Source organism: Streptomyces sp. NPDC037013 (genome assembly GCF_055607265.1).
The window spans coordinates 107,032-130,286 of the sequence record NZ_JBVJRV010000012.1; the positions used below are offsets into that span (position 1 = coordinate 107,032).

Here is a 23,255-nt window from a genome sequence, read left to right on the forward strand (position 1 = left end):
GCGAAGTGGTCTCAGCCGACCGGAGTGTTCTGGTAGGCGGCGAGCTGCCACCCGGTTCCCTCCCTGACGACCACCCAGGTGGCACGTATGGACCGCTCCGCCGCGACCTCCTTCTCCCCGGGCAGCAGAATGCCTCCCGCGGTGACGAGAATCGCGGATTCCGGGCTGAGGAACTCGACCGAAATCGGCTCACCGGTCACGCGTGTCCCCTTGTAGGATCCGGCGAATGCCTCGGTCATGAACTCTTCGACGGCCTTGCGGCCCTTCTTGAAAGTCCCGGGCAGGATCATCGTGCCGTTCTCCGTGAATACCGCAGCGAACTTCTTCGCGTCGTGCTTCGCCCACGCCGCGACAATCCGCTGCGGAACCTCCGCCGCACCTGCCTGGTCCGCCTGGGTGGAACTGGTCGTGTTAGGCATTGAATTCTCCCTCTGGTACGCGTGTTTCCCGCTCCGCGACAGCGTGGCAAAATTCTTCGCCCCCGAACAACTCCGACGATGCCGTCACCCCGCGGAACGGTCCGGTCCGGGCCGTAAAGCGCAAGTTACCTGGCTGCACATTCACATTTCCCGGAACACTCTCCTGCCGGCCGTACTCATGAGTACGGCAAATTCTGCCGCGCCGGATTTCCGGGACAGCGATACGGCAGACGGCAGAAGAGGCCCGAAAGGGACGCAAAATACGGGGGAATGCGAGAATTCCGAGGAGCGAACAGCCGCATGCATACGAAATAAATGCGGCTTCATCCGGCGCCGGCCCTGCCCCACGATCCAGTCGATCTACGAGGACCGCAGGCGCTGGAGAGACGCTGCCAGGAGCCCGAGCCGAGAGGCTTTCCCGATTCACTGTCCGGTGCACGCCACCGCAACCGCCCGAGTTCCCCACGAACGGTGAGGGCGCCGTGACAGTGAGGTTAATCGCCGGTTTCCGCGCGAGCATGCCCGGATGACGAGCCCGGTCCGGGCCGAACGGGAGAAAGAAGCGGTGGTGAACCTGAACCACGGGAAAAAGGCCGACGAGACCGGGCCGCCCCGCACGATTTTCGATTTCCCGTACAGGGCGGGGACCGGAACGGGGCCGCAGCCACCGCCCCGGCCCCCGGCCCCGCCCCCCTCGGGCCCCCGGCCCCCCCCGGGCCCTGCCGAGAGAAGCAGGATGATCAGAGGTACTGGGTGTTGGGCGTCAGCCCGCACAGGATGCGGCCGTACAGCTCCAGGTTGGTGTTCGGGTGCATGATGGCGTGCAGGTTCAGCGTCTGGACATCGCGCTCGATGCGCTGGATGGGCACGTCGGTGTAGATCGACGAGGCGCCGCTCGCCGTGTTCAGGATGTCCACGGCCTCCTTCGACCGCTGGCACGCCGCGCCCGTGTCGAGCCGGACGCGGGCCCGCTCCTCCAGCGTCCACGGCTCACCGGAGGCGTTCTTGGCATCCACGAGGTCGGCGATGCGGTACACGTGGAACTCGGTCTCGTCGATCTTGACCGATGCCTCGGCGACCTGGAGGTGGGTGAGCGGGGCCTCGCTCTGGTCGGTGTACTCGGTGTAGGTGATCTTCCGGCCGGGCAGCCGCTCGAAGAAGACGTCCCTGGCGCCCTTGGCCAGGCCAAGGGCGGTCGCGCTGACAGTGGCGCACGCCGTCGGCATGATCGGCGCCCGGTTGATGAGCGCGTCGGCGTTACTGCCGTGGCCGCTGTGCCCCTGGAGGATTCCGCCCATCGGGATGTACCGGCCCTCCGGCACGAACACCTCGCGGGCGACGGTACTGACACTGCCCGAACCGCGCAGCCCGGCGGTGTGCCAGTCGTCGTCGATCTCCAGTGAGGCCAGCGGAATCAGGGTCATGATGGGCTGGTAGCCGCCGTCCGGCATGGCCAGCACCGCCGCGTTGGTGTTCCACTTGCTGTGCTTGGCACCGGAGTTGAACGACCACCGGCCGTTGACCACGATGCCGCCCTCGGCCGGCACCGCCGTGGCCGTCGGACTGAGGATGCCGCTCACCAGGTCGTCGGGGGAGGCGAACACCTCGTCCTGCACCGCGTCGGGAAAGAGCCCGGCGACCCACGCGCTGATGGACCACACGCCGGCGGTCCACGACGCGGACCCGTCCCCCCTGGCCAGCTCTGCGAGCACCTCCACCTGCGTCCTCATGTCGGACTCGTAACCACCCAGGCGGGCGGGGATCCGGGTGCGCAGCAGGCCGGCCTCCGCCATCGCCTTGATGGTGTCCTCGTGCAACTGGCGGTTCTCCTCGGCCCAGAACGCGTTCTTGCGGAGCGTCGGCACCAGCTTCGCCGCGCGGGCAACGAGGTCGGCGCGGGTGGGTGAGTCCGCAAGCTCGGTGGTGTCCACAGATTCTCCTCGGGAAGCGATGACAGGGGGTTCGTTGGGCGCCCGGCGACCGAAAGTCCTGGATCACCGTCGCAGGCACCGGTGTGCGAGACATCTCCTGAGTTGCGGGTTACGGGCAGGTGGTCACGCCGGCCGTGCGCAACTCCGCGCCGCGGTCCCTCTGGAACCCAGCGGCTGATCTCTCAGCGCATCCTGCTGCGCACCGCCGGGCGCCGCATCTCCCGGCTTGCGCTGTCGGGCACCGGCCCAACCGCCTTGCGCGGAAGGGGAGTTCGCGCCAGGTCCGGGAGGGGCGCGGATGCCAAGAGCACGCCAGAAGATGCCGGGCGCCCGGGCGGGTGTGAGGCTGACGCCGGTCGAAGCTCGCAGCCACGCGACAGCCGGCCGCCCACGGGAGCACGCCCCCCTCGCCCGGACAGAACACCGCGGCGTACGGCTCGCGCGGCCTTCCCGAACGTCTGAAGCCGGAGAGTGAACGCCCATGAAAGCAGCCGTCATTCCCGCGATCAACGCCCGGTGGGAGATCAGGGAAGTCGCCACCCCCCGCCCTGGCCCCGGCGAGGTCCTCATCAAGGTGCACGCGTGCGGGATCTGCCACAACGACATCTGGGTAGCCCAGGGCGTCTTCCCCTTCCCGGCCTGCGAACCGGCGATCACCGGACACGAGGCGGCGGGCGAGATAGTCGAACTCGGCCCCGGGACCACGACCCGCCAGGTGGGCGACCGGGTCGGCACCACCTGGGTCCAGGCCGCCTGCGGCCGATGCGCCTACTGCCGGCGCAACCTGCCGCTGACCGGCCAGTCCGGCATGATGTGCGCGCAGCCCGTGATGACCGGACTGACCGTCCAGGGCGGCCACGCCGAGTACCTGTGCGTGGCCGAGGCGAGCACCGTGCTGCTCCCCGACGGCATCGACTACGCGACGGCCGCACCCGTCCTCTGCGCCGGCTACACGGCCTGGAGCGCGCTGCGTGCCAGCCGGCCGCAGCCCCACGAGCGGATCGCCGTCCTCGGCATCGGGGGACTGGGGCACATGGCCGTGCAGTACTCCCGGGCCTGCGGGTTCGAGACCATCGCCCTCACCCGCTCGCCGGACAAGCACGAACTCGCCGGCAGGCTCGGGGCCGACCTCGTCGTACGGGACGGGGAGGAACTGCGCGAGGCCGGCGGCGCCGACGTCGTCCTGGTGACCGGCACGTCGTACGAGGCCGCCACCGACACGCTGCAGGGGCTGCGGGTCGGCGGGCGGATCGTGCTGGCCACCATCGACCCGGCGGGCTCCTTCACCATCGGCCCCGGCACACCGTTCTGGGCGCGGGGCCAGCGCGTGCTGGGCGCCACCCACGACGGGCTGCGGTATCTGACCGAGGCACTCGACCTGGTCGCCAAGGGCGCGGTGACCCCGATGACCGAGGTCTTCCCGATGGACAGGATCACCGACGCCGTCGACAAGGCGGCGAAGGGAGAGGCCCGCTTCCGGGCCGTCGTGACGTACTGACAGCACACACAGAGAAGTTGGTCCGAGAAATACCGCACTCTGGAAGACGCCCGCCCGCGACGTAGCCCGGACAATCCACTTCCGAGACCGGTTGTGGCTCTCTCCCGGGCCTTCCGACGACGAGGCAGGTACACATGACAGAGGCAACGGCACCCCGTCGGGGCGGACTTCCTTCCCTGACCGCATTACGATTCGTTGCCGCGTTCCTGGTATTCGTCTGCCACGCACATTACTTGGGCATATTCAGCGACACCTCGGTGCGGGACGCCTACGACTTCACCACCAGCAGCGCCGGCGGGGTCGGCGTCTCGTTCTTCTTCGTGCTCAGCGGGTTCGTCCTGACCTGGGCGGTGAAACCGGACGACACGAAGGGCATGTTCTGGCGCCGGAGGTTCTTCAAGATCTTCCCGAATCACGCCGTGCTCTGGCTGATCCTCGTCGCCATGCTGCTCATATCAGGCACCCCGATCGAGGCCGGCCCCGCCACGGCCAACTTCTTCCTGGTGAACGCCTGGGTGCCGGACATGGACAACCTCATGTTCGCGGTCAACGGGGTCACCTGGTCACTCTCGGCGGAGATCGTCTTCTACCTGCTGTTCCCGTTCCTGATTGTCGGTCTCAACAAGATCCGCGCCAACCGGCTCTGGTACTGGGCCATTGCCGTGTCGGCCCTGGCATTGTCGGTCCCGCTGCTGTCGAAGACCTTCCTGCCGGATACTCCGATGTTCCCGGCATACGACCAGTTCTCCTGGCCGCAGATGTGGTTCGCCTACCAGTTCCCGCTGGTGCGCTGCCTCGAGTTCGTCGTCGGCATCCTCTTCGCCCGCATCGTCCTGAGCGGACGGTGGATCCGCCTCGGCCTGGCCCCGGCCGCGCTGAGCGTCCTCGCGGTATACGTGGGGGCCCTGTGGCTGCCCCAGCTCTGGTCGTTCGCCGCACCCTACTCATTCCCGCTCGGGCTGCTGGTCGCGGCCGCCGCCACCGACGACCTCGCGGGCCGCGGCAGAGTACTGGCCCGCCGCCCGCTGGTCTGGCTGGGCGAGATCTCCTACGCGTTCTTCCTGATCCACCTCAACGTGATGAACTCCGCGCAGGCGGCGTTCAAGGGGGAGTGGATGGGATACGGCGCCTTCGACCGGGCGGCGTGGAGCACGCCGGTGGCGGTGCTGTTCCTGCTGGGCTGCCTGGCCCTCAGCATCGTCCTGGCCTGGCTGCTCCACCGGTTCGTGGAGATGCCGGTCATGCGCCGCTGGGCCAGGCCCCGGCCGCACCCGCCGGTGCTGCCCGCGGTCGGTCCCGACGGGGTCAACGCCCCCACGGCCACGGGCTGAACCGGGCCCGGCGCTCCGCCCGGCCCCGACCTGACGGGTACCGGGCGGAAGGCCGCATCAGGATTCGGCCGTCTCGGCCTTCTCGGGGCTTTCGGCGACCGGATCCAGCTCCTCGGACGTGGCCTGCGCCGGCGTCGCCTTCTCCGGGCCCAGCGTCGTCCACACCAGGACGAAGATGAGCGCGATGATCACGATGCCGACGACGGCCACCACGTTCAGCCCGTCGGTGAAGGCGTTGCGCGCCGTGTCCACCAGCGACTGGGCCGGGCCGGCCGGGAGCTTGGCGGCGGCATCGACCGCTTCGGCCAGCGTCTGACGGGCCTCGGCGACCGGGGAGTCGGCCATGCCGGACTGGTAGACCGCACCGCCGACACTGCCCAGCAGGGCGAGCCCCAGGGTCGAGCCGAGGAGGTTGCTGGTCTCCGACATCGACGCCGCCGAGCCCGCCTTCTCCGGCGGGGCCGCCCCGACGACCATGCTGGTGCCGAGCATGAACATCGGCGCGATGCCCAGCGCCACCAGCGCCACGCTCAGCGAGATCAGGGCGGGGCTGCTGCTCCTGCTCACCGTGGTGAGCAGGGCCAGGCCGGCGACGCACAGGACGAGTCCGCCGAGAATCGCCGTGCGCGGTTGGATCCGCCGCACGATCACCGGGGTGACCAGGACGCCGGCGGCGATGCCCAGGCCGGTCGGGGCCTGCCACAGCCCGGCCTCGGTCGGCTCGAGACCGAGCACGCTCTGGATGAACTGGCTGGTCAGCAGGCCCATCCCGGCCAGTGTCCCCGAGGCGAGCAACATGGCGAGCAGCGAGCTGCTGAACCGGATGTTGCGGAACAGCCGCAGGTCGAGCAGCGGATTGGGCAGGCGCAGCTGGCGGCGGGTGAAGACGACACCGAACACGACACCGACGGCGATGGCCACGTACGCCCCCACCGACGAGCTGTCGTCACCGGCCGCCAGCTGCTTGATGCCGTAGACCACCGGCAGGATCGCGGCCATCGACAGCACCACGCTGAACAGGTCGAGGCGCTTGGCGTCGGCGTCGCGGTACTCGGGCAGCAGCAGTGGGCCGGCGACCAGCAGGAGCAGCATCACCGGGATGCTGATCAGGAACACCGAGCCCCACCAGAAGTGCTGCAGCAGGACTCCGCCGATGACCGGGCCCAGGGCGGCACCGCCGAAATTGCAGAACGCCCACAGCGAGATGGCCGTGCCCATCTGCTTGGGGTTGCGGAACATGTTGCTGATCAGGGCGAGCGTCGAGGGCGACAGCGTGGCCGCGGCAATGCCCAGCAGGGCACGGGCGATGATCAGCATCAGCGGGCTGGTCGAGAACGCCGCGAGCAGCGAGGCCGCGGAGAACGCGCTCGCGCCGAGCATGAGGAGCTTGCGACGGCCGATCCGGTCACCGAGCGTACCCATGGTGATCAGGAAGCCGGCGAGCATGAAGCCGTAGATGTCGGTGATCCACAGCTGCTCGGTGCCGGTCGCGCCCAGGTCGGCGCTCAGATGGGGCAGGGCCAGGAACAGGACACCGATGTCGAAGGCGACGAGCAGCGTGGGCAGGGCCAGTGCGGCCAGGCCCAGCCACTCCCGGCGCCCGGCCAGCGGGGCCGTGTCCTGAGTCGTGTCACTCATGGAAATCCTTTCTCGTTCACCACCGGGGGTGGCACTCGCGCATGACGCCGTTACCCGGTGGTCGGAGCAGGTTCCGAGAAACCGACATGGGAGGGCCGCGAGAGGGATGTCCTGACCGAGGCCGTGGATCTGGGCGCGATCCGGTTACTGCCGGACCGCCCCCGTCGCCGCGTCCAGCCGCCCCAAATGCGGGGCCTTCCCGCGCCGGCGCGCGGTGAACTCCAGGTACGCCTGCGCGATCAGCAGGTGGAGGATCCACACGCCCCAGCTGGTGGCCTCGATCAGGATCTGGATGTTCACCTGCAGGCCCCAGTGCAGGATCATCCAGGCGACGATGCGGCCGTAGGTGGTGAACAGCGCGAGCGAGAAGCTGTAGATCATCCAGCGGCGGTGTTCGGCGTAGCGGCGCTGACGGGCCTTGTGCCAGGCGTACAGCGTCGTGCCGAGCCACAGGACCGCGCCGCAGGCCAGGCCGGTGCTGCCCTGGTTGGCGCGGTGCGGGACCAGTACGAACAGCACGATGAGCGTCGTGGGGACCACCGCGCCGAACACGTACACCCGGCCGGTCCAGCGGTGCACCTTCGGCCGCGTGCGGCGCAGGTGGGGCCAGGCCTGGAGCATCATCGTCACCAGGGCCAGGTTGCCGGTGGCCACGTGGGCGACCAGGAACGCGAAATGCGGGTGGAAGCCCGGGTCGAGCTGGCTGCGGGACGCCGCGGGGTCCGTGGCGAAGTAGTGGGGGAAGGAGTACAGCAGGTTGAACAGCACGGCGCCGCCCACGACTGCGTACCAGGGGTAGTACCTCTTCCACCAAGGCCGTTCCGCGTGTGCCGCGGGCCGCTGGTCGGTGTCAAGGTCCTCCGGAGGGGGCATCTGGAGGCCTGTCTGTTGCCTGTTCTGAGACATGCCTGTCCTCGGCTCTCACGGCTGGGGAGAAAAGCAGGTCGAGTATCGGATCCAAGGACCGCGGCGGGCATCTTCGTGAGTGCTGTCTTGTGAGGGCCCCGGGCCCGCCGCAACGGGTTCACCGGCGTCGTTGCCCCCGGCAGCGGCCGACGCGGCGGCGAGCGGCCCGCAATCCAGGAGATGCCCGGCCCCGGCCCCAGAGCACATCGTGAAGCCCAAGGGCGACGGCGGCGCGTGTGCAACCTGCCCGGCGCCCCGGGGTGTTCGGCGGTATTCAGCGGTTTCCGGCGGTCCGGGGCGATGCCGCGATCCCAAGGCCGTACCCGCACCCGATGCCCGTACCCGCACCCGATGCCCGGCGCGAGCACCGGCTCGCGGCAGACCCGGGAGTTCTTCCGCCCCGACGCCACGCCCACCGGCCCGGACCGCCGGCACGCCGGGCGGCCGACCGCGCCCCAGAACCCCGACAACCCCCGAAACCGCAGACTCCCGACATCCCCGGCACGATCCCCAGGAGGTGGGCAAGATGCCCCAGGAAACACCCCGGTCGGCAGCCGACGGCGACCCGACCCGCGCCATCGTGCTGGGCGGCAGCATCGCCGGGCTGTTCGCGGCCCGCGTGCTCGCCGATGCCTACGACGAGGTCCTGGTCGTCGACCGGGACACGGTCACCGGCGTCGACGGCCCGCGCCGCGGACGCCCCCAGGGCAAGCACATCAACGCCATGCACGTCCGCGGCCGGGTGGTGATGGAAGAGCTCTACCCCGGCATCACCGACCAGCTCATCGCCGACGGAACCCCGACCGGCGACTTCTCCGGCTCGGTGCGCTGGTACTTCCGCGGCCGCCCGGTCAAGCGCGCCGACATCGGCTACATCGCGGTGCCGGCCTCGGCGCCGCTGATGGAGCGCCGGATCCGCGAACGCACCGCCGAGCTGGCGAACGTCCGGTTCGTCGAACGCCACGACATCCTGGGCCTGACCGCCACCGCCGACCACACGCGGGTGACGGGGGTCAAGGTCCAAGAGAGCGGCGGGCCCGCCGAGGAGATCGCGGCCGACCTGGTGGTCGACGCGACCGGGCGCGGCTCGCGCACCCCGGTGTGGCTCGAGGAGATGGGCTACCCGCGCGTCGAGGAGGACCGGACCAACATCGGGCTGGGCTACGTCACCCAGAACTACAAGATGAAGGTCGACCCCTACGACGGCGACCTCGCGATCATCGCCGTCGCCTCCCCCCAGGTGCCGCGCGGCGTCATCTTCACCAAGACCGAGGGCGACACGACCCTGATGACCGTCTACGGCATCCTCGGCGACCACCCGCCCACGGACCAGGAGGGCCTGTACGGGTTCGTCAAGCGCCTGCCGGTCCCCGATGTCCACGAGGCGCTGAAGCACGCCGAACCGCTGGACGAGCCGGTCGCCTTCCGCTTCCCCACCACCCAGCGGCGACGGTACGAGCGGATGGGCCGGTTCCCGGCCGGTCTGCTGGTCATCGGCGACGCGGTGTCCTGCTTCAACCCCGTCTACGCCCAGGGCATGACGGTCGCGGCGATGTCCGCCCTCACCCTGCGCCGCCACCTGCACACCGGCGCCACACCGGACGCCCGCCAGTACTTCCGCGACCTGGCGCGCGAGGTCATCGACCCGCCATGGGAGATGACGCGCACCGTCGACCTGGGCTTCGACGGCGTCGAGGGCAAGCGGGACCTGAAGGTGCGCATGGGCCAGCGCTACCTGGCGATGGTCCAGACAGCGGCGACGCGCGACCGCACGGTGACCCGCGGGTACATGCGCGCCGCCGGGATGCTCGACCGGCCGGAGCAGCTGATGCGCCCCGGCATGATCCTGCGGGTCCTGCTGAACGCGCTGCGCGGCCCGGCCGCCGCGCGCCCGGCCGGCGTCGCGAGCCGGCCGGGTCCCCGCTGACCGGGGCCATGCGGGCCGGGCGGAAGGGCAGTTCAGGAGATGCTCCGCAGCGGCCACGGCTGCGAAGGTCGAACCCGAACCCGAACCCGAAGTCGAAGTCGGGACCGGTGGCGTCAGGACCAGGTGCCGCACCTGCCTCATCTCTCTTATCCCAGACCTCTGAAATTGCAGTGAGGAGCAGTGACATGACCACTCAGCAGCCGTCGGCCACCGCGGACATCACCCAGCGGGTCGCCGCGATCTGGTCCGAAGTCCTCGGCCCGGGCTCCGATCGGCCCGGCGCCACCTTCGTCGAGCTCAACGGGCAGTCCATCGCCGCCGTGCGGATCGTCGCCGGACTCGAGGAGCAACTGGGCATCACGCTCGACGTCGGCGACCTGTTCGAGGACCCGGACCTGGAGACCTTCACCCGGGGCGTACTGGCCCGCGTCGAGGAGTGAGCGCGATGGCCGGACTGACCCACGTCCACCCTGCCACCCCGCTCGACGAGGTCGTCGAGATCCTGGAACGCGACGGCGCGGTGATCGTCGAGGACTTCGTCGACTCCCGGACACTCGCCGCGCTCCGGGCGGACCTCGAACTCGGCCTGGAGGCGGCCGGCTACAGCGAGAGCGGCTACGACGGAAAGAAGACCAAACGGCTCTCCAGCCTCTTCCAGCGCTCGCCGCACCCCATGACCAGCGTCGTCCTCCAACCGCAGTTCCTCGGCGCGGCCCGGCGCCTGCTGCAGCAGACCACCCACATGTGGATCGGCAAGGTCCGCATGGAGGTGACCCCCAGCATCCAGATCAGCTTCACCCAGGCGATCAGGATCGATCCGGGCCAGGGCCGCCAGCCCCTGCACCGCGACGACGCGATGCACCTGTGGCGGCATCCGGGCCCGCCGTGCCGGCTGCAACTGATGCTGGCGATGACCGACTTCACCGCCGCCAACGGCGCCACCCTGGTCATCCCCGGCAGCCACCACTGGGACGACGAGCGGGCCCCCTCCTACGCCGAGGCGGTTCCCGCGGTCATGCCCGCCGGCTCCGCGCTGCTGTGGCCGGGCGGCGTCTACCACGGCGGCGGGGCCAACACCACGGACTCGCCGCGCTACAGCCTCTCCGTCGCGTTCGACCTGGGCAACCTGCGCCAGGAGGAGAACCAGTATCTCGCCGTCTCCCGGGAGACCGTGCTGACCCTGCCAGAGGAGGTGCAGCGGCTGCTGGGCTGGGACCGCTGCCCGCCGGGCCTGGGCCAGGTCGAGACGCAGGACCCGCTCCTGCTCCTTGAGCAGACCCAGCAGGAGCTCGCCACCAGGCCACGCGGTGCCAATCCGCTGAGGTAGGGGTCATGAAAAGGGGGGGGCAGACCAGTCCGGACTGGTCTGCCCCTCTTCTGTGCTGCCCGCTGGATCAGGGCAGGCGCACCGACAGCCCGTGGTGGAACACCTCGAGCGGGTCGTAGACCTGCTTCGCGCGTTGCAGCCGGGCGTAGTTGCCCTTGAAATACAGGGCGGGCCAATCGACCCCCGAGGTGTTCCACCGGGGATCGGCCAGGTCGGTGTCGGGGTAGCCGATGTAGGAGCCGTCGCTGATGTCGTCGGGGACCGGCACGCCGCCGGAGTGCGCGTAGACGTCCCGGTAGTACGCGCGCACCCAGGCCAAGTGACGCTCGTCGTCGGCCGGTTCGGTCCAGGAGCCGGTGCTGTAGGAGGCCTTGAGGATGCAGTCGCGCTGCGCCACCGCGGTGGCGTCCGGGGCGACGGCGTTCACCGCGCCGCCGAATCCGGTCAGCACCAGGCAGCCCATGGGGTTCTCGTAATCCGGCGACGACAGATGCCGGTGGATCGCGGTGATCTGCGCGTCGGAGAACCCGCGCCGCAGATAGCCCGCCTTGTTCTTGTACCGGCCCCGCGGATCGCTGGGCCAGCTGTAGGACGGCAGCCAGGTCTCCAGCCACGGGGAGGTCTCAGAGGCCGCCGACACCGGCTCGGCGCCGATCCCGCGGGTGATGGCCGCGGTGTGGGCCTCCAGGATCGCCGCCGCATCCGGCGCGTCGTCGGGAATGACCGAGGTCAGGCTGAACAGGCCGCCGGAGCGGTGGGTGATGATCAGGTTGCTCCACAGCGCCGTGGCCGGTGCGCCCGGCGCGCTGTTCTCCTCGTACCAGATGCAGTAATTGCGCAGCAAAGTGCGGAAGTCGGCCTGCGAGACCGTCTCCCAGGACCATGTGGTGTCGCGGCGCAGCACCGCTCGCGGCGCGCGGGGCAGCTGCCGGGCCGGGGTGCCGTCCGGCGTCCCGGGGGTGCGCAGCCAGTACTTGGTGACCACGCCGAAGCTGCCGCCCCCGCCGCCGGTGTGCGCCCACCACAGATCGTGGTGCGGGTCGCCGGGCCGGTCGGTGCCCACCACCGTCCGGGCCTGGCCGTCCGCGCCGACGACGACCGCCTCGACCGCCGTGACGTGGTCCACCACCAGGCCGTCGCGCCGCGACAGCGGACCGTAGCCGCCGGCCGCGATGTGCCCGCCGGCGGCCACCTCGAAGCAGGTGCCGGCCGGGATGGTCACGCCCCACCCGTCGTGCAGCGTGCGGTAGACGTGGTCCAGGCGCGCGCCGGGCTCCACCACGAACGCGTCGCGCCCGGCGTCATGGCCGACGTGGTTCAGCGCGGACAGGTCCAGGAGCACCTTGACGTCCGGATGGGCGGTGAAGTCCTCGAAACAGTGGCCGCCGCTGCGCACGGCGATCCGCCGCCCGCCGTCCACGGCCGCCTGGACCGCGGCCTGCACCCCGGCGGCGTCGGCGGCGAGACGCACCTCCTCGGGCCGGCCCACGAAACGATGGTTGTAGCCCTCGACGAGGGCGGGGTAGCGGGGGTCGTCACGGGTGACGACGGCGGCGATCGTGTCCGTCATGGCGGCCTTCCTCAACGGTTCGCGGTCTGTGCCCCGACCGTGTCACCGCCGGTGGGCGCCGGGCATCTCAGCGTGTGCGCACTTCGTCGGCCGGTGGAGTGCCCCGCATATAGAATGAGCTGGTGCGTTCCGATCAGCGCCTGGAAAACCTGCTCGCGGAGCTGCGGCCCTCGGTCCTCGGCGCCCTGGTCCGGCGCCACGGCCAGTTCGACGGCTGTGAGGACGCGGTGCAGGAGGCGCTCGTGGCCGCCGCCACGCAGTGGCCGGCCCAAGGCATCCCGGACAATCCGCGAGCCTGGCTCCTGACCGTCGCCGGACGCCGCCTTACCGACTACTGGCGCAGCGACCAGGCCCGCCGCACCCGCGAGGCCACCGTCGCCTCGATGACCCTGCCCGAAGCGTCCGTGGCCCCGGCCCCCGACGACGAAAGCCTGGTCTCCGTCGACGACGACACCCTGATGCTCCTGTTCCTGTGCTGCCACCCCGCGCTGACCCCGCCCTCCCAAGTGGCCCTGACCCTGCGCGCGGTGGGCGGCCTGACCACCGAGGAGATCGCCCGCGCCTTCATGGTCCCGCAGGCCTCGATGAGCCGCCGCATCTCCCGCGCCAAGCAGCAGATCAAGGACGTCGGCATGACCTTCCGCATGCCGCCGGAACCCGAACGCCCCGAACGCACCCGCGCGGTCCTGCACGTCCTGTACCTCATCTTCAACGAGGGCTACACCGCCACCGCGGGACCCGACCTGCTGCGCCCGGACCTGACCGCCGAAGCCATCCGGCTCACCCGCCAGGCCCACCGCCTCCTGCCGGACAACGGCGAGGTCACCGGGCTGCTGGCCCTGATGCTCCTCACCGAAGCACGCCGCCCGGCCCGCACCCTGGCCGACGGCACCCTGGTCCCGATGGCCGAGCAGGACCGCTCCCAGTGGAACGGCGACCTCGCCAAGGAGGGCCTGGCACTGGTCGTGGAGGCCCTGGCCCGCCCCGGCGTCGGCCTCTACCGCCTGCAGGCCGCCATCGCCGCGGTGCACGTGGAGACCCTGGAGGGCGGCGAAACCGACTGGCCGCAGATCCTGGCCCTGTACGACCTGCTGGAGCAGATCGCGCCCGGCGCGGCGGTGCGCCTGAACCGCGCGGTGGCGATGGCGATGGTCAAGGGCCCCCGCGAGGGACTGCGGCTGCTGGAGCCGCTGGAGCAGGACCGCTGGATGGCCGGCAGCCACCGGCTCAGCGCCGTGCGGGCCTACCTCCTGGAGATGGACGGCGGCCTGGACCGGGCACGAGAGGCATACCGGACCGCGGCCCGGCAGACGGCGAGCGGGCCGGAACAGCGCTTCCTCATGGAGCAGGCGGAACGGGTGGGGGCGGCCCTGGAGAAAAAGACGGGATAGACGCGCGACCGGCCGGCCGCGGCGGTCGGCGATCCCGGCTCGACCGGCACCGTGGCCCCGCGCCACCCCCCCCGCGCCCCCCGCGGCCCCGGGCGGCTTCGAGCCCGCCCCGCCGTCGCTGCGCACTCCGGCTGAGCACTCTGACGGATGCCCGCGCGGGCGCCCGGCTCGCACCCTGAGGGGCAGGACCGCCCGGACCACCAAGGGGAGTTCATGCCCGACACCGCGCCCATCGCCCTGCCCGGCGACCCCCTCTACACCGCCGCCACCGGCGTGTTCAACCTCGCCGGCCCAGCCCACCCCGACGCCGCGCTCACCGCCACCGACATCGCCGACGTACGGGCCGCGATCCGCCACGCGGCGGCGCACGGCCAGGGCATTCGCATCCACACCACAGGCCACTCCGCCGGTGCCGCCACCTCGATGACCGGCGCCCTGCTGATCCGTCCCCTCCTGTCCGGCGGCGTCGAGATCGACCCCGAACGCCGCCTGGCCCGCATCCCCGCGGGCACCCCCTGGAGCGCCGTCGTCCACGCCGCGGCACCCCACGGCCTGGCCGCGCCCCACGGCACCTCGGGCACCGTCGGCGCCATCGGCTACCTGCTGCACGGTGGCATCAGTCTCTACGGCCGCAGTCTCGGCCTGGCCGCCAACCACATCCGCTCCATCGAGCTCGTCACCGCGGACGGACGCATACGCCGCGTGAGCGCCGGCGAGGACCGAGAACTCTTCTGGGCCCTGCGCGGCGGAGGCGGCGGCTTCGGCGTCGTCACCGCCGTCGAGATCGGGCTCTTCCCGGTGACCGATCTCCTGGCCGGCGCCGCCTTCTGGCCGTGGCGACAAGCCCGGGACGTGGTCGGCGCCTGGTACGACTGGACGCTGCACGCGCCCGAGGAGGTCTCCACCTCCCTGCGCGTGATGAACCTGCCGGACCTGCCGGAGATCCCGCCGATGCTCAAGGGCGGCCCGGTGGTGTGCGTCGCAGGCGTCGCCCTGGCCGCCGACCGCGCCCGCGACCTGCTGGAGCCGCTGCGCAAGATCGGCGAGCCGGTGCTCGACACCTGGCAGGCCTGCGGCCCCGAACTGGTCCCGGACATCCACATGGACCCCGAGGAGCCCGGCACCTTCGTCGGCGACCACCTGCTGCTCGCCGAACCGGGCCGCGAAGGGATCGCCGCGTTCCTGCGGCTGACCGGCGAAGGCTCCGGCTCGCCCCTGATCGCCGCCGAACTGCGCCAGCTCGGCGGGCGCCTGGCCGCCGCCGACCCGGCCGGCGGCGCCCTGAACCACCTGGACGCGCGCCTGGCCTACATGGGCGCCGGCGTCCCCGAACTGCGCGGCACGCCGCAGGAGATCATCGGGCACTGCGACAAGGTGCGCGCCGCTCTGGGCCCGTGGGACACGGGCCGTACCGCGCCCGGCTTCGTGAAGGGCCTGGACCGGCCGCGCGGGCACCTGTCCCGGGACGACGTCCGGGCGGTCGAGCGGGTGCGGGCGCGCGTGGATCCCAAGGGCCTGTTCCGGGGCGACGCGATGCCGGAGACCCTCCTCGCGTCCTGACAACGGCACGCAGGAAGAGGCCCGGCACCTTGTGCCCTGCGATCGTCGAAGACATGCCCCAGGTGATCGCGGACATCTCCGTCTCCCTCGACGGCTTCGTCGCCGGCCCCGACGACAGCCCCGGCCGCAACCCGCTGGGCGTCGGCGGCGAACGCCTCCACCAATGGCTCTTCGCCCTCGAGACCTGGCGCACCCGGGCCGGGACCGGGGCCGGAGCCGGGTCCGGGTCCGGGGGCGGGGAGCAGGGGGCCGGCGCCGACCTCGTCATGGGCGAGTACTTCACCCGCACCGGCGCCGCCGTGATCGGCCGCCGCATGTTCGACCACGGCGTGCCGGCGTGGGGCGAGGAACCGCCCTTTGGCGTACCGGTGTTCGTCGTGACGCACCGGCCGCTGCCGCCGCGCGCGATGCCCGGCGGCACCCGCTTCGAGTTCGTCACCGGCGGCGTCACGCAGGCCGTGGGGCGGGCCCGTGCCGCGGCCGCGGCACAGGGCAAGGACGTGGCGGTGATGGGCGGCGGGCAGGTGATCGCCGCCGCCCTGGCCGCCGGTGTGCTGGACGAACTGCGCCTGCACGTCGTACCGGTGCTGCTCGGCGGCGGCCGCCCGCTGTTCGCCGGGCCCATGGATCCCGCGATCGCGTTGGAGACGACGCGCGTGGAGCTCTGGTCAGGCGTGAGCCATGTATTCCATCGCGTTCTCAAGCAGGAAGGAAGGCACAGATGCTCTCCGACAAGGTGATGCTGGTGACCGGTGTGGGCCCCGGCCTCGGCCGTGAGATCGCCGTCCGCGGCGCAGCGGCCGGAGCCGACGTGGTCCTTGCGGCCCGCACCGGAACCGTCCTGAAGTCAGTGGCCGCCGAGGTCGAATCGCACGGCCGCCGGGCGCTTGCGGTTCCCACCGACATCCTCGACCCGGACGCCTGCCGGGCCCTGACCGAGCGTGCCCTGGACACCTTCGGCCGGGTGGACGTCTTCGTCAGCAACGCTTTCGCGCCCCCCGCGATGGGCGAGCTGGCCACGATGGACCTGGACGCCGTGCGCGCCTCGCTGGAGACGGACGCCCTGGCCCCGCTGCGCCTGGTCCAGCTCCTGGCGCCGACCCTGACCGGGCACGCCGGTTCGATCGTGCTGGTCGGCTCCGCGGTGGTGCACCACTCCCGCCCCCACTTCGGCGCCTACAAGGCGTCGAAGTCGGCGCTGCGTTCACTGGCCGGCAGCCTGGCCACCGAACTGGGCCCGCATGGTGTCCGCGTCAACACCGTGGTGCCCAACTACATATGGGCCCAGGGGCTCAAGAGCTGGTTCGCGGCCCAGGCCGCCGAGCGGGGGGTGACGCCGCAGGACATCTACGACGAGACCGCGGCCGCCTTCGACCTGCGCCGCCTCCCCGAGCCGGGCGACGTCGCCCACGCGGTCCTGTTCCTGGCCTCGGACCTGGCCAGGGCGATCACCGGCCAGAGCCTCAACGTCGACGCGGGCGAATTCCACTCCTAGCAAGAAGCCGGGGCCGGGGTGACCCGCCCCGGCCCCGGCTGTCCGACGGCCCGTGCCGGTGGCCGCCCCCGACCACCGGCACGCGCCCCCCGGGGGGACTAGCCCCCCTGAATGGCCCGGCGACGCGCACTGGCCAGCCTGAGCTGGGCGAACCCCCGGTTGGCGACGGTGGTGAGCAGCACGGCGGAGCTGACGTGCGTACGCCCGGTGGACAGGTCGCGCCAGATTCGTTCCAGACGGGTCCCTTCCCGTACGGCGTGGCTGCCGGCGGTCGGCTGGAGGATCTCGTCGACGGCCCGCCAGGCCAGCTCGGTGGCCTCCCGGCAGGTGACCGCGATCCGCAGGTCCTCCTCGGGCGTGAACGCCCCCACCGGCAGCCCGGCCAGCTCGTGCCAGCGCCGCGACGCCGCGAGGACCAGCGTCTCGGCGGCGTCGATCATGCCGCTGGCCTTGCCGTACCAGAGCTGGAAGTCGGGATCCTCCGCCCTGGGCAGGAACGGCGGCACGATCGTGGTGCGGGAGAACATCAGCTCCGTGTACGCGTCGAGCGCGCCCTGGCACATGCCGACCGCGATGTGCGCGCCCTCCAGGGCCATCGAGCTCGCCGGCGCGCCCCCGTACTGCGGGTGCGCGTGCAGCTCGCGCCCCGGGGTGCCCTCGGTCACCGAGATCTCCTCGAAGTTGACCTCGATGCCGAAGTGATCGGGGATGTGCCCGCCGCGGATGCGGATGCTGTGCGAGCCGCTGCCCTTGAGGCCCAGCTGCCCGCCCCAGTCGTCGAGCATCTCCCACTGGTCGCGGGGCGCGATGAACAGCAGCCGGCGCGGCGGCTCCGTATCGTCTCCGGCGATCACGGTGTTGCCGATCAGATGGGTCGCGTACGGCGCGCCGGAGCAGTACCGCCACACCCCCTCCAGGACCCAGCCGCCGTCCTCGGCGCGCCGGGCCGTTCCGTAGGGGGCGTTGACCAGCGGCGCGATGAAGTCGCCGCCGGCGAAGATCTCGGCCTGCGCCTTCTCCTGGAACATGCTGGCGGCGAACAGCGAGTGCGCGGCGCCCAGGCAGAACATCCAGCCCGTGGACGGGCAGGCACGGCACAGGACCATCGCGACCCGCAAGAACGTGTCGAAGCCGAGCTCGAGGCCGCCGTAGCGCCTGGGTACCGTGATGCGGTAGAAGTCGGCGTCCCGGAATGCCTGATGGGTGTCCTCGGCGTAGAAGGTGCGCTGTTCGGTCTCGTGCTGGCGCGCCACCAGGTCGGGCACCATGGCCCTGGCCCGCTCGATCAGCACGGCCGGGGTGACCTCGTCCTCACCGGGCATGGCCGCGCCCGTCGCGGCGTTCTCCGTCTCCCTCACGGCGCCGGCCCTCAGATCGCCGAGTCCGCGGCGGCGACCATTTCGCCGACCACCTCGAGGAATCCGGCGGCCTGCTCCTCGACCTCGGCCCGCTCGAAGAAGTGGCGGCTGAAGCTGAGCCCGCCGACCACTTCGCTCTCGCTCAGATGCATCGACCAGATCATGCCGTCCGGGGTGTCGGAGCCCAGCGGCTGGGGGATGACCCGCCGCCACACCGCCGTGTACGTCAGGTCGCCGATCCGCTCGCCCTGCATCAGGTAGGGCGGCTGGACGGCCTGGAACAGGGTCGGCACCGCCTCGGGGCCGGCCGAGGACATCAGCTCGGGCGCCTCGGCGAGGATCTGCATCAGCGGCAGCTCATGGGAGAAGGCGCCGATGCAGGCCGTCCTGGTGCGGGCGATGACATCGCGGAAGGTCCGGCAGCCCTCCAGATCCACCCGCAGCGGGCAGAAGTTGAAGAACGACCCGACCGTGGACTGGAAGCGGCGCTCACGGCCCGGCGTGAAGGTGGGCACCACGAGGTCGGTCGCCCCGGTGCGCCGGTGGACGAAGACGGTGAACGCGGCGAGCAGCACCATGAACGGCGAGCTGCGCGTCGCCTTGGCCAGCCGGATCACCTCCGCGCTCAGCTGCGCGTCGGTGGTGAAGCGGTGGTAACTCGTCGCGGGGGACTGCCCGGTGGGGTGCACCGGCGCGACCAGGATCCTGGCGTCGCGCAGCGTCTCACGCCAGTACGCCCGGGAGGCGGCCACCGCCGGACCGTCGGCCTGCTCCTGCTGCGCGGCGACGTACTCCCGGTACTGCACCGCCGCGGGCAGCCGCGGCTCGTGGCCGGCCGCGCGAGCGGTGTAGCACTCCGCCAGGTCCCGCAGGACCACCTGGATCGACCAGACGTCGGCGGCACTGTGGTGGGCGCACAGCACCAGCACGGAGTCCTGCTCGTCGAAGCGGCCCAGCACGGCCCGCAGCAACGGGACCCGGTCGGCCGGGAACGACCGGATCTCCGACTGGATCATGAGCTGCTCGGCGCGCCGGTCCCGGTCCGCGCCATGCGCCTCGTCCAGGTCGATGAGCTCCAACTCCGGCTCTGCGGCGGGCAGTACGCTCTGCCCACCGCCGTTGTCCAGGTGCACCACGGTGCGCAGCGCCTCATGCCGCTCGACCACATCGGCCAGCGCCGCACGCATGGCCCGCACGTCGACGCGGCCGTGCAGCCGCCAGGCGAAGGCCTCGGTGTAGTGCGGCCCGAACGGCCCGGTCTTGAATCCCTGGGCGAACATGCAGAGGAACTGCTGCTGCAGTGAGAGCGCCGCAGGTGCCTGCTGGGTTTCCGACGTCGTGGTCATGTGGGATCTCTCCTCAGAAAAGGCGGACGCTGCCGTGGTGGAGGACTTCGATCAGCGTGTCGCACCGGGGTTCGGCGACCGGGCCGGGCCGGCCACGGCCCCGCGTGCTGTCGCCGCCGGGCGGCACGCCGTGCAGGCCGGACGAACCGGCCCTCCAGCTCTTCACGACCGGCGTGAGGGCCGGCGGGCGCGGTGGCCGACCAGGAACAAACAGGAACAAAGAAGCCGGCCGGGGCAGTTCGCGCCGCGGCCGCTTTTCTGGCCGGTGCAGGAGGGCGGACCGTCATCGGCCGGCGCGATCGGACACCACTGGGCGGGGGCACTGCTCCGTGGCCGCGTCCCGATTCTCACTACCGCCCCCAGGGCCGCGCATCTTCGGGATTGCGCCCCACCCGCGAAGAGGGCGATCCGGCGCGGCGGGTCAGCTGCGGGGGTTTTGGACGGTGATGACCGCGTAGCCGATCTGGTCCGCGCCCGGTGCGAAGAAGGTCTCCAGGGTCTGGCGGAGCGTGTCGACGGCGGCCTCGCCGAACCGGCCGGCCAGCTCCTCGCGCCGCGTCTCGACGGCCTGCAGGTACTTGGGACCCATCCCGAACACCCGCGGCCCGCACTGCAGATACTCCGCCGGCTCGAACCCGGCCGCGCGCAACGCCTCCAGCCACTCGGCCACCGACAGCATCCGCTTGGCCCCGAAGGCGGCGGCGAACCGCCCGGCCTCCGCGGGGCCGAGGCCTTCCCGGGTGGGTTCGGTCAGCGACAGCAGGGCGCCGGGGCGCATCGCCCGGCGCAGGCCGGCGAGCGTAGCCCCGAGGTCATCGACGTAGACGAGGGACTCCATCGCCACCACCGCGTCGAAGCTGCCCTGGGGGAAGTCCAGCGAACTGTAGTCGCCGACCCGGAAGGTGACCTGGCCGGCCAGGCCGGCCGCCCGGACCCGCGCCCACGCCTCGGCCACCTGGCGGGTGCTGATGTTGACGCCGGTGACCTGCACCCCGTACTCGGTGGCGAGCTGGATGGCCGGGGCCCCCAGGCCGCACCCGACGTCCAGGACCTGATCCCCCTTGCGCAGCCGCAGCGAATCGGCCACCTTGCGGGTCAGCCGCTGCGCCGCCTCGATCAGCGGGGCCTCGTCCGTCTCGTCGTACCAGTAGGCCAGATGCACCTGGCCGTCGTTGAACACGCTCGACATGTCGGACGACTCGTCGAACATCTCGGCGATCTCCGGCGTCGGGCCGGTGGCTGCCGCGCTCTCCATGGCTGCTCCTCTCGCGCTGGGACCAGATCGACCGAGCCCTGCCCCAAGGTCGCAGGGGCAGCAGAGGCGGGCATCTTCCTGGTTGCGCGGTCGCCGCGGAGGCAGCCGTCAAGCGGGGGTCAGGGTGAAAGCCGGGCGGCCCGGAGAGCCGATCGGTCGGCGCCGACCGCCCCGGCACTGACGGCCGGGGCGGCCGGGGCGCTCAGGCGTCGCCGTCGGGCTTCGGCGCGAACCCGTCATGCAGGATCGGCCACATCTCCACCGGGCTCTCGCGCGCCCAGGGCATGTCCGCCGCGATCTCGCGGGCCCGCTCGGCCGACTCCACCTCCAGGAGGTAGAGGCTGCAGACGAACTCCTTGGCCTCCAGGTAGGGGCCGTCGGTGGAGAACGGGGCGCCGTCCTTGTTCCGTACCAGCGAGGCCTGGCTGCTGTCGCCGAGGCCGTAGGCCGCGAGCAGCTCCCCGGAGGCCCGGTAGCGGGAGTTCCAGGCGTCCTGCTCCGCGATCTCCTTGTCCAGCAGCTCGGCCGGGATCGACGCCCACTTCTCCTCGTTGCCGTAGATCATGAGCAGGTACTTCATGTCAGCCTTCAGCCTCCTTGGGCCTCATGTGCGACGACCCGGACGAATGGGTGAAGTCCGGTGGAAGTGATCGGCTGGATCACGTCACTCACCCTATGAAAGGCCACTGTACGAGATCAACAACCAGCGGCTCGTGAGTGATTCGGCGGCCAGGCGGCCGCTCGGCCGGAAGGGACCGGCCACCGCCGGCACGGCGATCCGGCCCTCTTCGGTGAATCCCGGGTCCGCACCGTGGAAGACGCCCGCACCACCGCCCACTGGACACCCTGGGAGTGACCGGCACCCATCCCCACCTCACAGGAGGCAGACGTGGACGACGACCCGCTCTTCGTCATCGATCCGTCCGGGCGCGACATCCACGGCGAAGCGGCCCGGCTCCGGGCCCGCGGACCGGTCACCCGGGTGCTGCTGCCCGGCGGAGTCGAGGCCTGGTCGGTGACCGGCTACCACGCCGCCCGGCAGGTCCTTGCGGACGAGCGGTTCGCCAAGAACGCCCGGCAGCACTGGCCGGCGTACGCCAAGGGCACCCTCGGCCCGGACTTCCCCCTGATCGCCTGGGCCCGGATGGACAACATGTCCACCGCCGACGGCGAACCGCACGCCCGCCAACGCCACCTGGTCGCCGGCGCGTTCAGCCCGCGGCGGATCGCCATGCTGCGACCGCGCGTCGAGCAGGTCGTGGCGCGAGCACTGGAGGAGCTGGCCGCCCACGCGGCCGAGCAGCCCGGCGAGCCCGTCGACCTCAAGGCGCGCTACGCCCACCCGGTGGCCTCCCGCGTGATCGGCGAACTGCTCGGCGTGCCCGACGGCGACCCCGACGCCATCCTGGAGCGCGCCGGATACGTCGAGCCGAACCCGCGCAAGGCGGCCGTGGAGTTCGCCGCGCTGCGCAGCAAGATCCAGGCCCTGGTCGCGCACAAGCGCCGACAGCCGGGGGAGGACCTGATCAGCGACCTGATCGCGGCCGGACCAAGTCAATGCCCGGCATCCGCGGCGGGGGAGGGGGACGATGCCGAACTGGTCGGCCTGGCACAGCTGATGCTCAACACCGGCGCCGAACCGGCCAGGAACCTCATCACGAACACCGCGCTGGCGCTGCTGACCCGGCCCGACCAGCGCGCCCTGGCCACGGGCGGCGAGGTGGGCTGGGAAGAGGTGGTGGAGGAGACGCTGCGCACCGACGCGCCCGTTGCCCACCTGCCCTTCCGGTTCGCCACCGAGGACGTCACGATCGCCGGCGTGACCATCTCCCGGGGCGATCCGGTGGTGGTCGGTTACGCCGCGACCGGCCGCGACCCGGAACTGCACGGCGACGCCGCCCAGGAGTTCGACGCCCGGCACACCGACAAGCGGCACGTGGCGTTCGGCCACGGCGTCCACCGGTGCGTGGGCCCGGCGCTGAGCCGGATGGAAGTGCGCATCGCGGTGCGGGAGCTGTTCACGCGCTTCCCCCGGCTGCGGCTGGCGGTGAAGCCGCACGAACTGGCCGGCCAGGGCACCTTCATCATGAACGGCCGCCTCACCCTGCCCGTCCACCTCTGACCACACCCCCATCACCCCGACGCACCCCACACAACAACCCCTGACAGACCGTCAGGAAGCTTGGTGTGCGCGGCGAGTGGCCAGAGAACACCGGCGCCGGTGATGCCCGCGGCCTGCCCCGATCCGGCGTGAGCGGGCGGCGAGGACAGCCGCACTCCAGGAGATGCCGCCGATGACCGCG

General features: G+C 71.4%; 19 protein-coding genes. 10 read left to right on the forward strand and 9 right to left on the reverse strand.

Annotated features, from left to right (window positions below; translation table 11 throughout):
• Positions 1 to 11: 11 nt before the first annotated feature.
• Entirely contained in the window at positions 12 to 419 is a 408-nt protein-coding gene (locus ACZ7DY_RS35750) for an SgcJ/EcaC family oxidoreductase (RefSeq protein WP_471143231.1), read from the reverse strand.
• 740 nt (positions 420 to 1,159) lie between these two features.
• Positions 1,160 to 2,350 carry an acyl-CoA dehydrogenase family protein gene (locus tag ACZ7DY_RS35755; RefSeq protein WP_471143234.1) on the reverse strand — a complete coding sequence of 397 codons (1,191 nt, stop codon included), beginning with the start codon at positions 2,348 to 2,350 and terminating at the stop codon, positions 1,160 to 1,162.
• 481 nt (positions 2,351 to 2,831) lie between these two features.
• On the opposite strand from ACZ7DY_RS35755, the gene ACZ7DY_RS35760 reads away from it, so the two are divergent.
• On the forward strand, positions 2,832 to 3,848 hold the full coding sequence (locus ACZ7DY_RS35760; RefSeq protein ID WP_471143236.1) for an alcohol dehydrogenase catalytic domain-containing protein: 1,017 nt from the start codon (positions 2,832 to 2,834) through the stop codon (positions 3,846 to 3,848).
• Between the two features lie 233 nt (positions 3,849 to 4,081).
• Positions 4,082 to 5,179, forward strand: coding sequence for an acyltransferase family protein (locus ACZ7DY_RS35765; RefSeq protein WP_471143239.1), 1,098 nt, complete (start codon positions 4,082 to 4,084; stop codon positions 5,177 to 5,179).
• Between the two features lie 57 nt (positions 5,180 to 5,236).
• Here ACZ7DY_RS35765 and ACZ7DY_RS35770 read toward each other — a convergent pair whose 3' ends face one another.
• Entirely contained in the window at positions 5,237 to 6,817 is a 1,581-nt protein-coding gene (locus ACZ7DY_RS35770) for an MFS transporter (protein ID WP_471143241.1), read from the reverse strand.
• A 144-nt stretch (positions 6,818 to 6,961) separates the two neighbouring features.
• Positions 6,962 to 7,723: a DUF2306 domain-containing protein gene (locus ACZ7DY_RS35775; RefSeq protein ID WP_471143243.1), complete on the reverse strand. Its 762-nt coding sequence runs from the start codon at positions 7,721 to 7,723 to the stop codon at positions 6,962 to 6,964.
• Positions 7,724 to 8,249: 526 nt separating this feature from the next.
• Here ACZ7DY_RS35775 and ACZ7DY_RS35780 point away from each other — a divergent pair.
• From ACZ7DY_RS35780 to ACZ7DY_RS35790, 3 genes are all read left to right on the forward strand, one after another.
• Positions 8,250 to 9,650, forward strand: a complete 1,401-nt coding sequence (locus ACZ7DY_RS35780; protein WP_471143245.1) for an FAD-dependent oxidoreductase — start codon at positions 8,250 to 8,252, stop codon at positions 9,648 to 9,650.
• A gap of 185 nt (positions 9,651 to 9,835) precedes the next feature.
• The gene (locus ACZ7DY_RS35785; protein WP_471143248.1) at positions 9,836 to 10,090 is read left to right on the forward strand and encodes a phosphopantetheine-binding protein; all 255 of its coding nucleotides are present in this window, start codon (positions 9,836 to 9,838) and stop codon (positions 10,088 to 10,090) included.
• Positions 10,091 to 10,095: 5 nt separating this feature from the next.
• A complete protein-coding gene (locus ACZ7DY_RS35790) occupies positions 10,096 to 10,977 on the forward strand; it encodes a phytanoyl-CoA dioxygenase family protein (protein ID WP_471143251.1) in 882 nt (293 codons plus the stop codon).
• Positions 10,978 to 11,044: 67 nt separating this feature from the next.
• Here ACZ7DY_RS35790 and ACZ7DY_RS35795 read toward each other — a convergent pair whose 3' ends face one another.
• Positions 11,045 to 12,547, reverse strand: a complete 1,503-nt coding sequence (locus tag ACZ7DY_RS35795) for an FAD-binding oxidoreductase (protein WP_471143253.1) — start codon at positions 12,545 to 12,547, stop codon at positions 11,045 to 11,047.
• Positions 12,548 to 12,669: 122 nt separating this feature from the next.
• Here ACZ7DY_RS35795 and ACZ7DY_RS35800 point away from each other — a divergent pair, with 122 nt between their 5' ends.
• From ACZ7DY_RS35800 to ACZ7DY_RS35815, 4 genes are all read left to right on the forward strand, one after another.
• Positions 12,670 to 13,938: an RNA polymerase sigma factor gene (locus ACZ7DY_RS35800; RefSeq protein WP_471143255.1), complete on the forward strand. Its 1,269-nt coding sequence runs from the start codon at positions 12,670 to 12,672 to the stop codon at positions 13,936 to 13,938.
• Between the two features lie 213 nt (positions 13,939 to 14,151).
• Positions 14,152 to 15,498, forward strand: coding sequence for an FAD-binding oxidoreductase (locus ACZ7DY_RS35805; protein WP_471143257.1), 1,347 nt, complete (start codon positions 14,152 to 14,154; stop codon positions 15,496 to 15,498).
• 53 nt (positions 15,499 to 15,551) lie between these two features.
• Positions 15,552 to 16,238 carry a dihydrofolate reductase family protein gene (locus ACZ7DY_RS35810; RefSeq protein ID WP_471143259.1) on the forward strand — a complete coding sequence of 229 codons (687 nt, stop codon included), beginning with the start codon at positions 15,552 to 15,554 and terminating at the stop codon, positions 16,236 to 16,238.
• Positions 16,220 to 16,993: an SDR family oxidoreductase gene (locus ACZ7DY_RS35815; RefSeq protein WP_471143261.1), complete on the forward strand. Its 774-nt coding sequence runs from the start codon at positions 16,220 to 16,222 to the stop codon at positions 16,991 to 16,993. The genes ACZ7DY_RS35810 and ACZ7DY_RS35815 overlap by 19 nt, the downstream gene beginning before the upstream one ends.
• A gap of 98 nt (positions 16,994 to 17,091) precedes the next feature.
• On the opposite strand, the gene ACZ7DY_RS35820 is transcribed toward ACZ7DY_RS35815, so the two are convergent.
• The 4 genes from ACZ7DY_RS35820 to ACZ7DY_RS35835 all read right to left on the reverse strand — a co-directional run bounded on the left by ACZ7DY_RS35820 (position 17,092) and on the right by ACZ7DY_RS35835 (position 21,532).
• Positions 17,092 to 18,351, reverse strand: coding sequence for an acyl-CoA dehydrogenase family protein (locus ACZ7DY_RS35820; RefSeq protein WP_471143263.1), 1,260 nt, complete (start codon positions 18,349 to 18,351; stop codon positions 17,092 to 17,094).
• Between the two features lie 11 nt (positions 18,352 to 18,362).
• The gene (locus ACZ7DY_RS35825) at positions 18,363 to 19,697 is read right to left on the reverse strand and encodes a condensation domain-containing protein (protein WP_471143264.1); all 1,335 of its coding nucleotides are present in this window, start codon (positions 19,695 to 19,697) and stop codon (positions 18,363 to 18,365) included.
• A gap of 421 nt (positions 19,698 to 20,118) precedes the next feature.
• Positions 20,119 to 20,952, reverse strand: a complete 834-nt coding sequence (locus ACZ7DY_RS35830; RefSeq protein WP_471143265.1) for an SAM-dependent methyltransferase — start codon at positions 20,950 to 20,952, stop codon at positions 20,119 to 20,121.
• A gap of 202 nt (positions 20,953 to 21,154) precedes the next feature.
• A complete protein-coding gene (locus tag ACZ7DY_RS35835) occupies positions 21,155 to 21,532 on the reverse strand; it encodes a YciI family protein (RefSeq protein ID WP_471143266.1) in 378 nt (125 codons plus the stop codon).
• 309 nt (positions 21,533 to 21,841) lie between these two features.
• On the opposite strand from ACZ7DY_RS35835, the gene ACZ7DY_RS35840 reads away from it, so the two are divergent.
• Positions 21,842 to 23,074 carry a cytochrome P450 family protein gene (locus ACZ7DY_RS35840; protein WP_471143270.1) on the forward strand — a complete coding sequence of 411 codons (1,233 nt, stop codon included), beginning with the start codon at positions 21,842 to 21,844 and terminating at the stop codon, positions 23,072 to 23,074.
• The last annotated feature ends 181 nt before the right edge of the window (positions 23,075 to 23,255 follow it).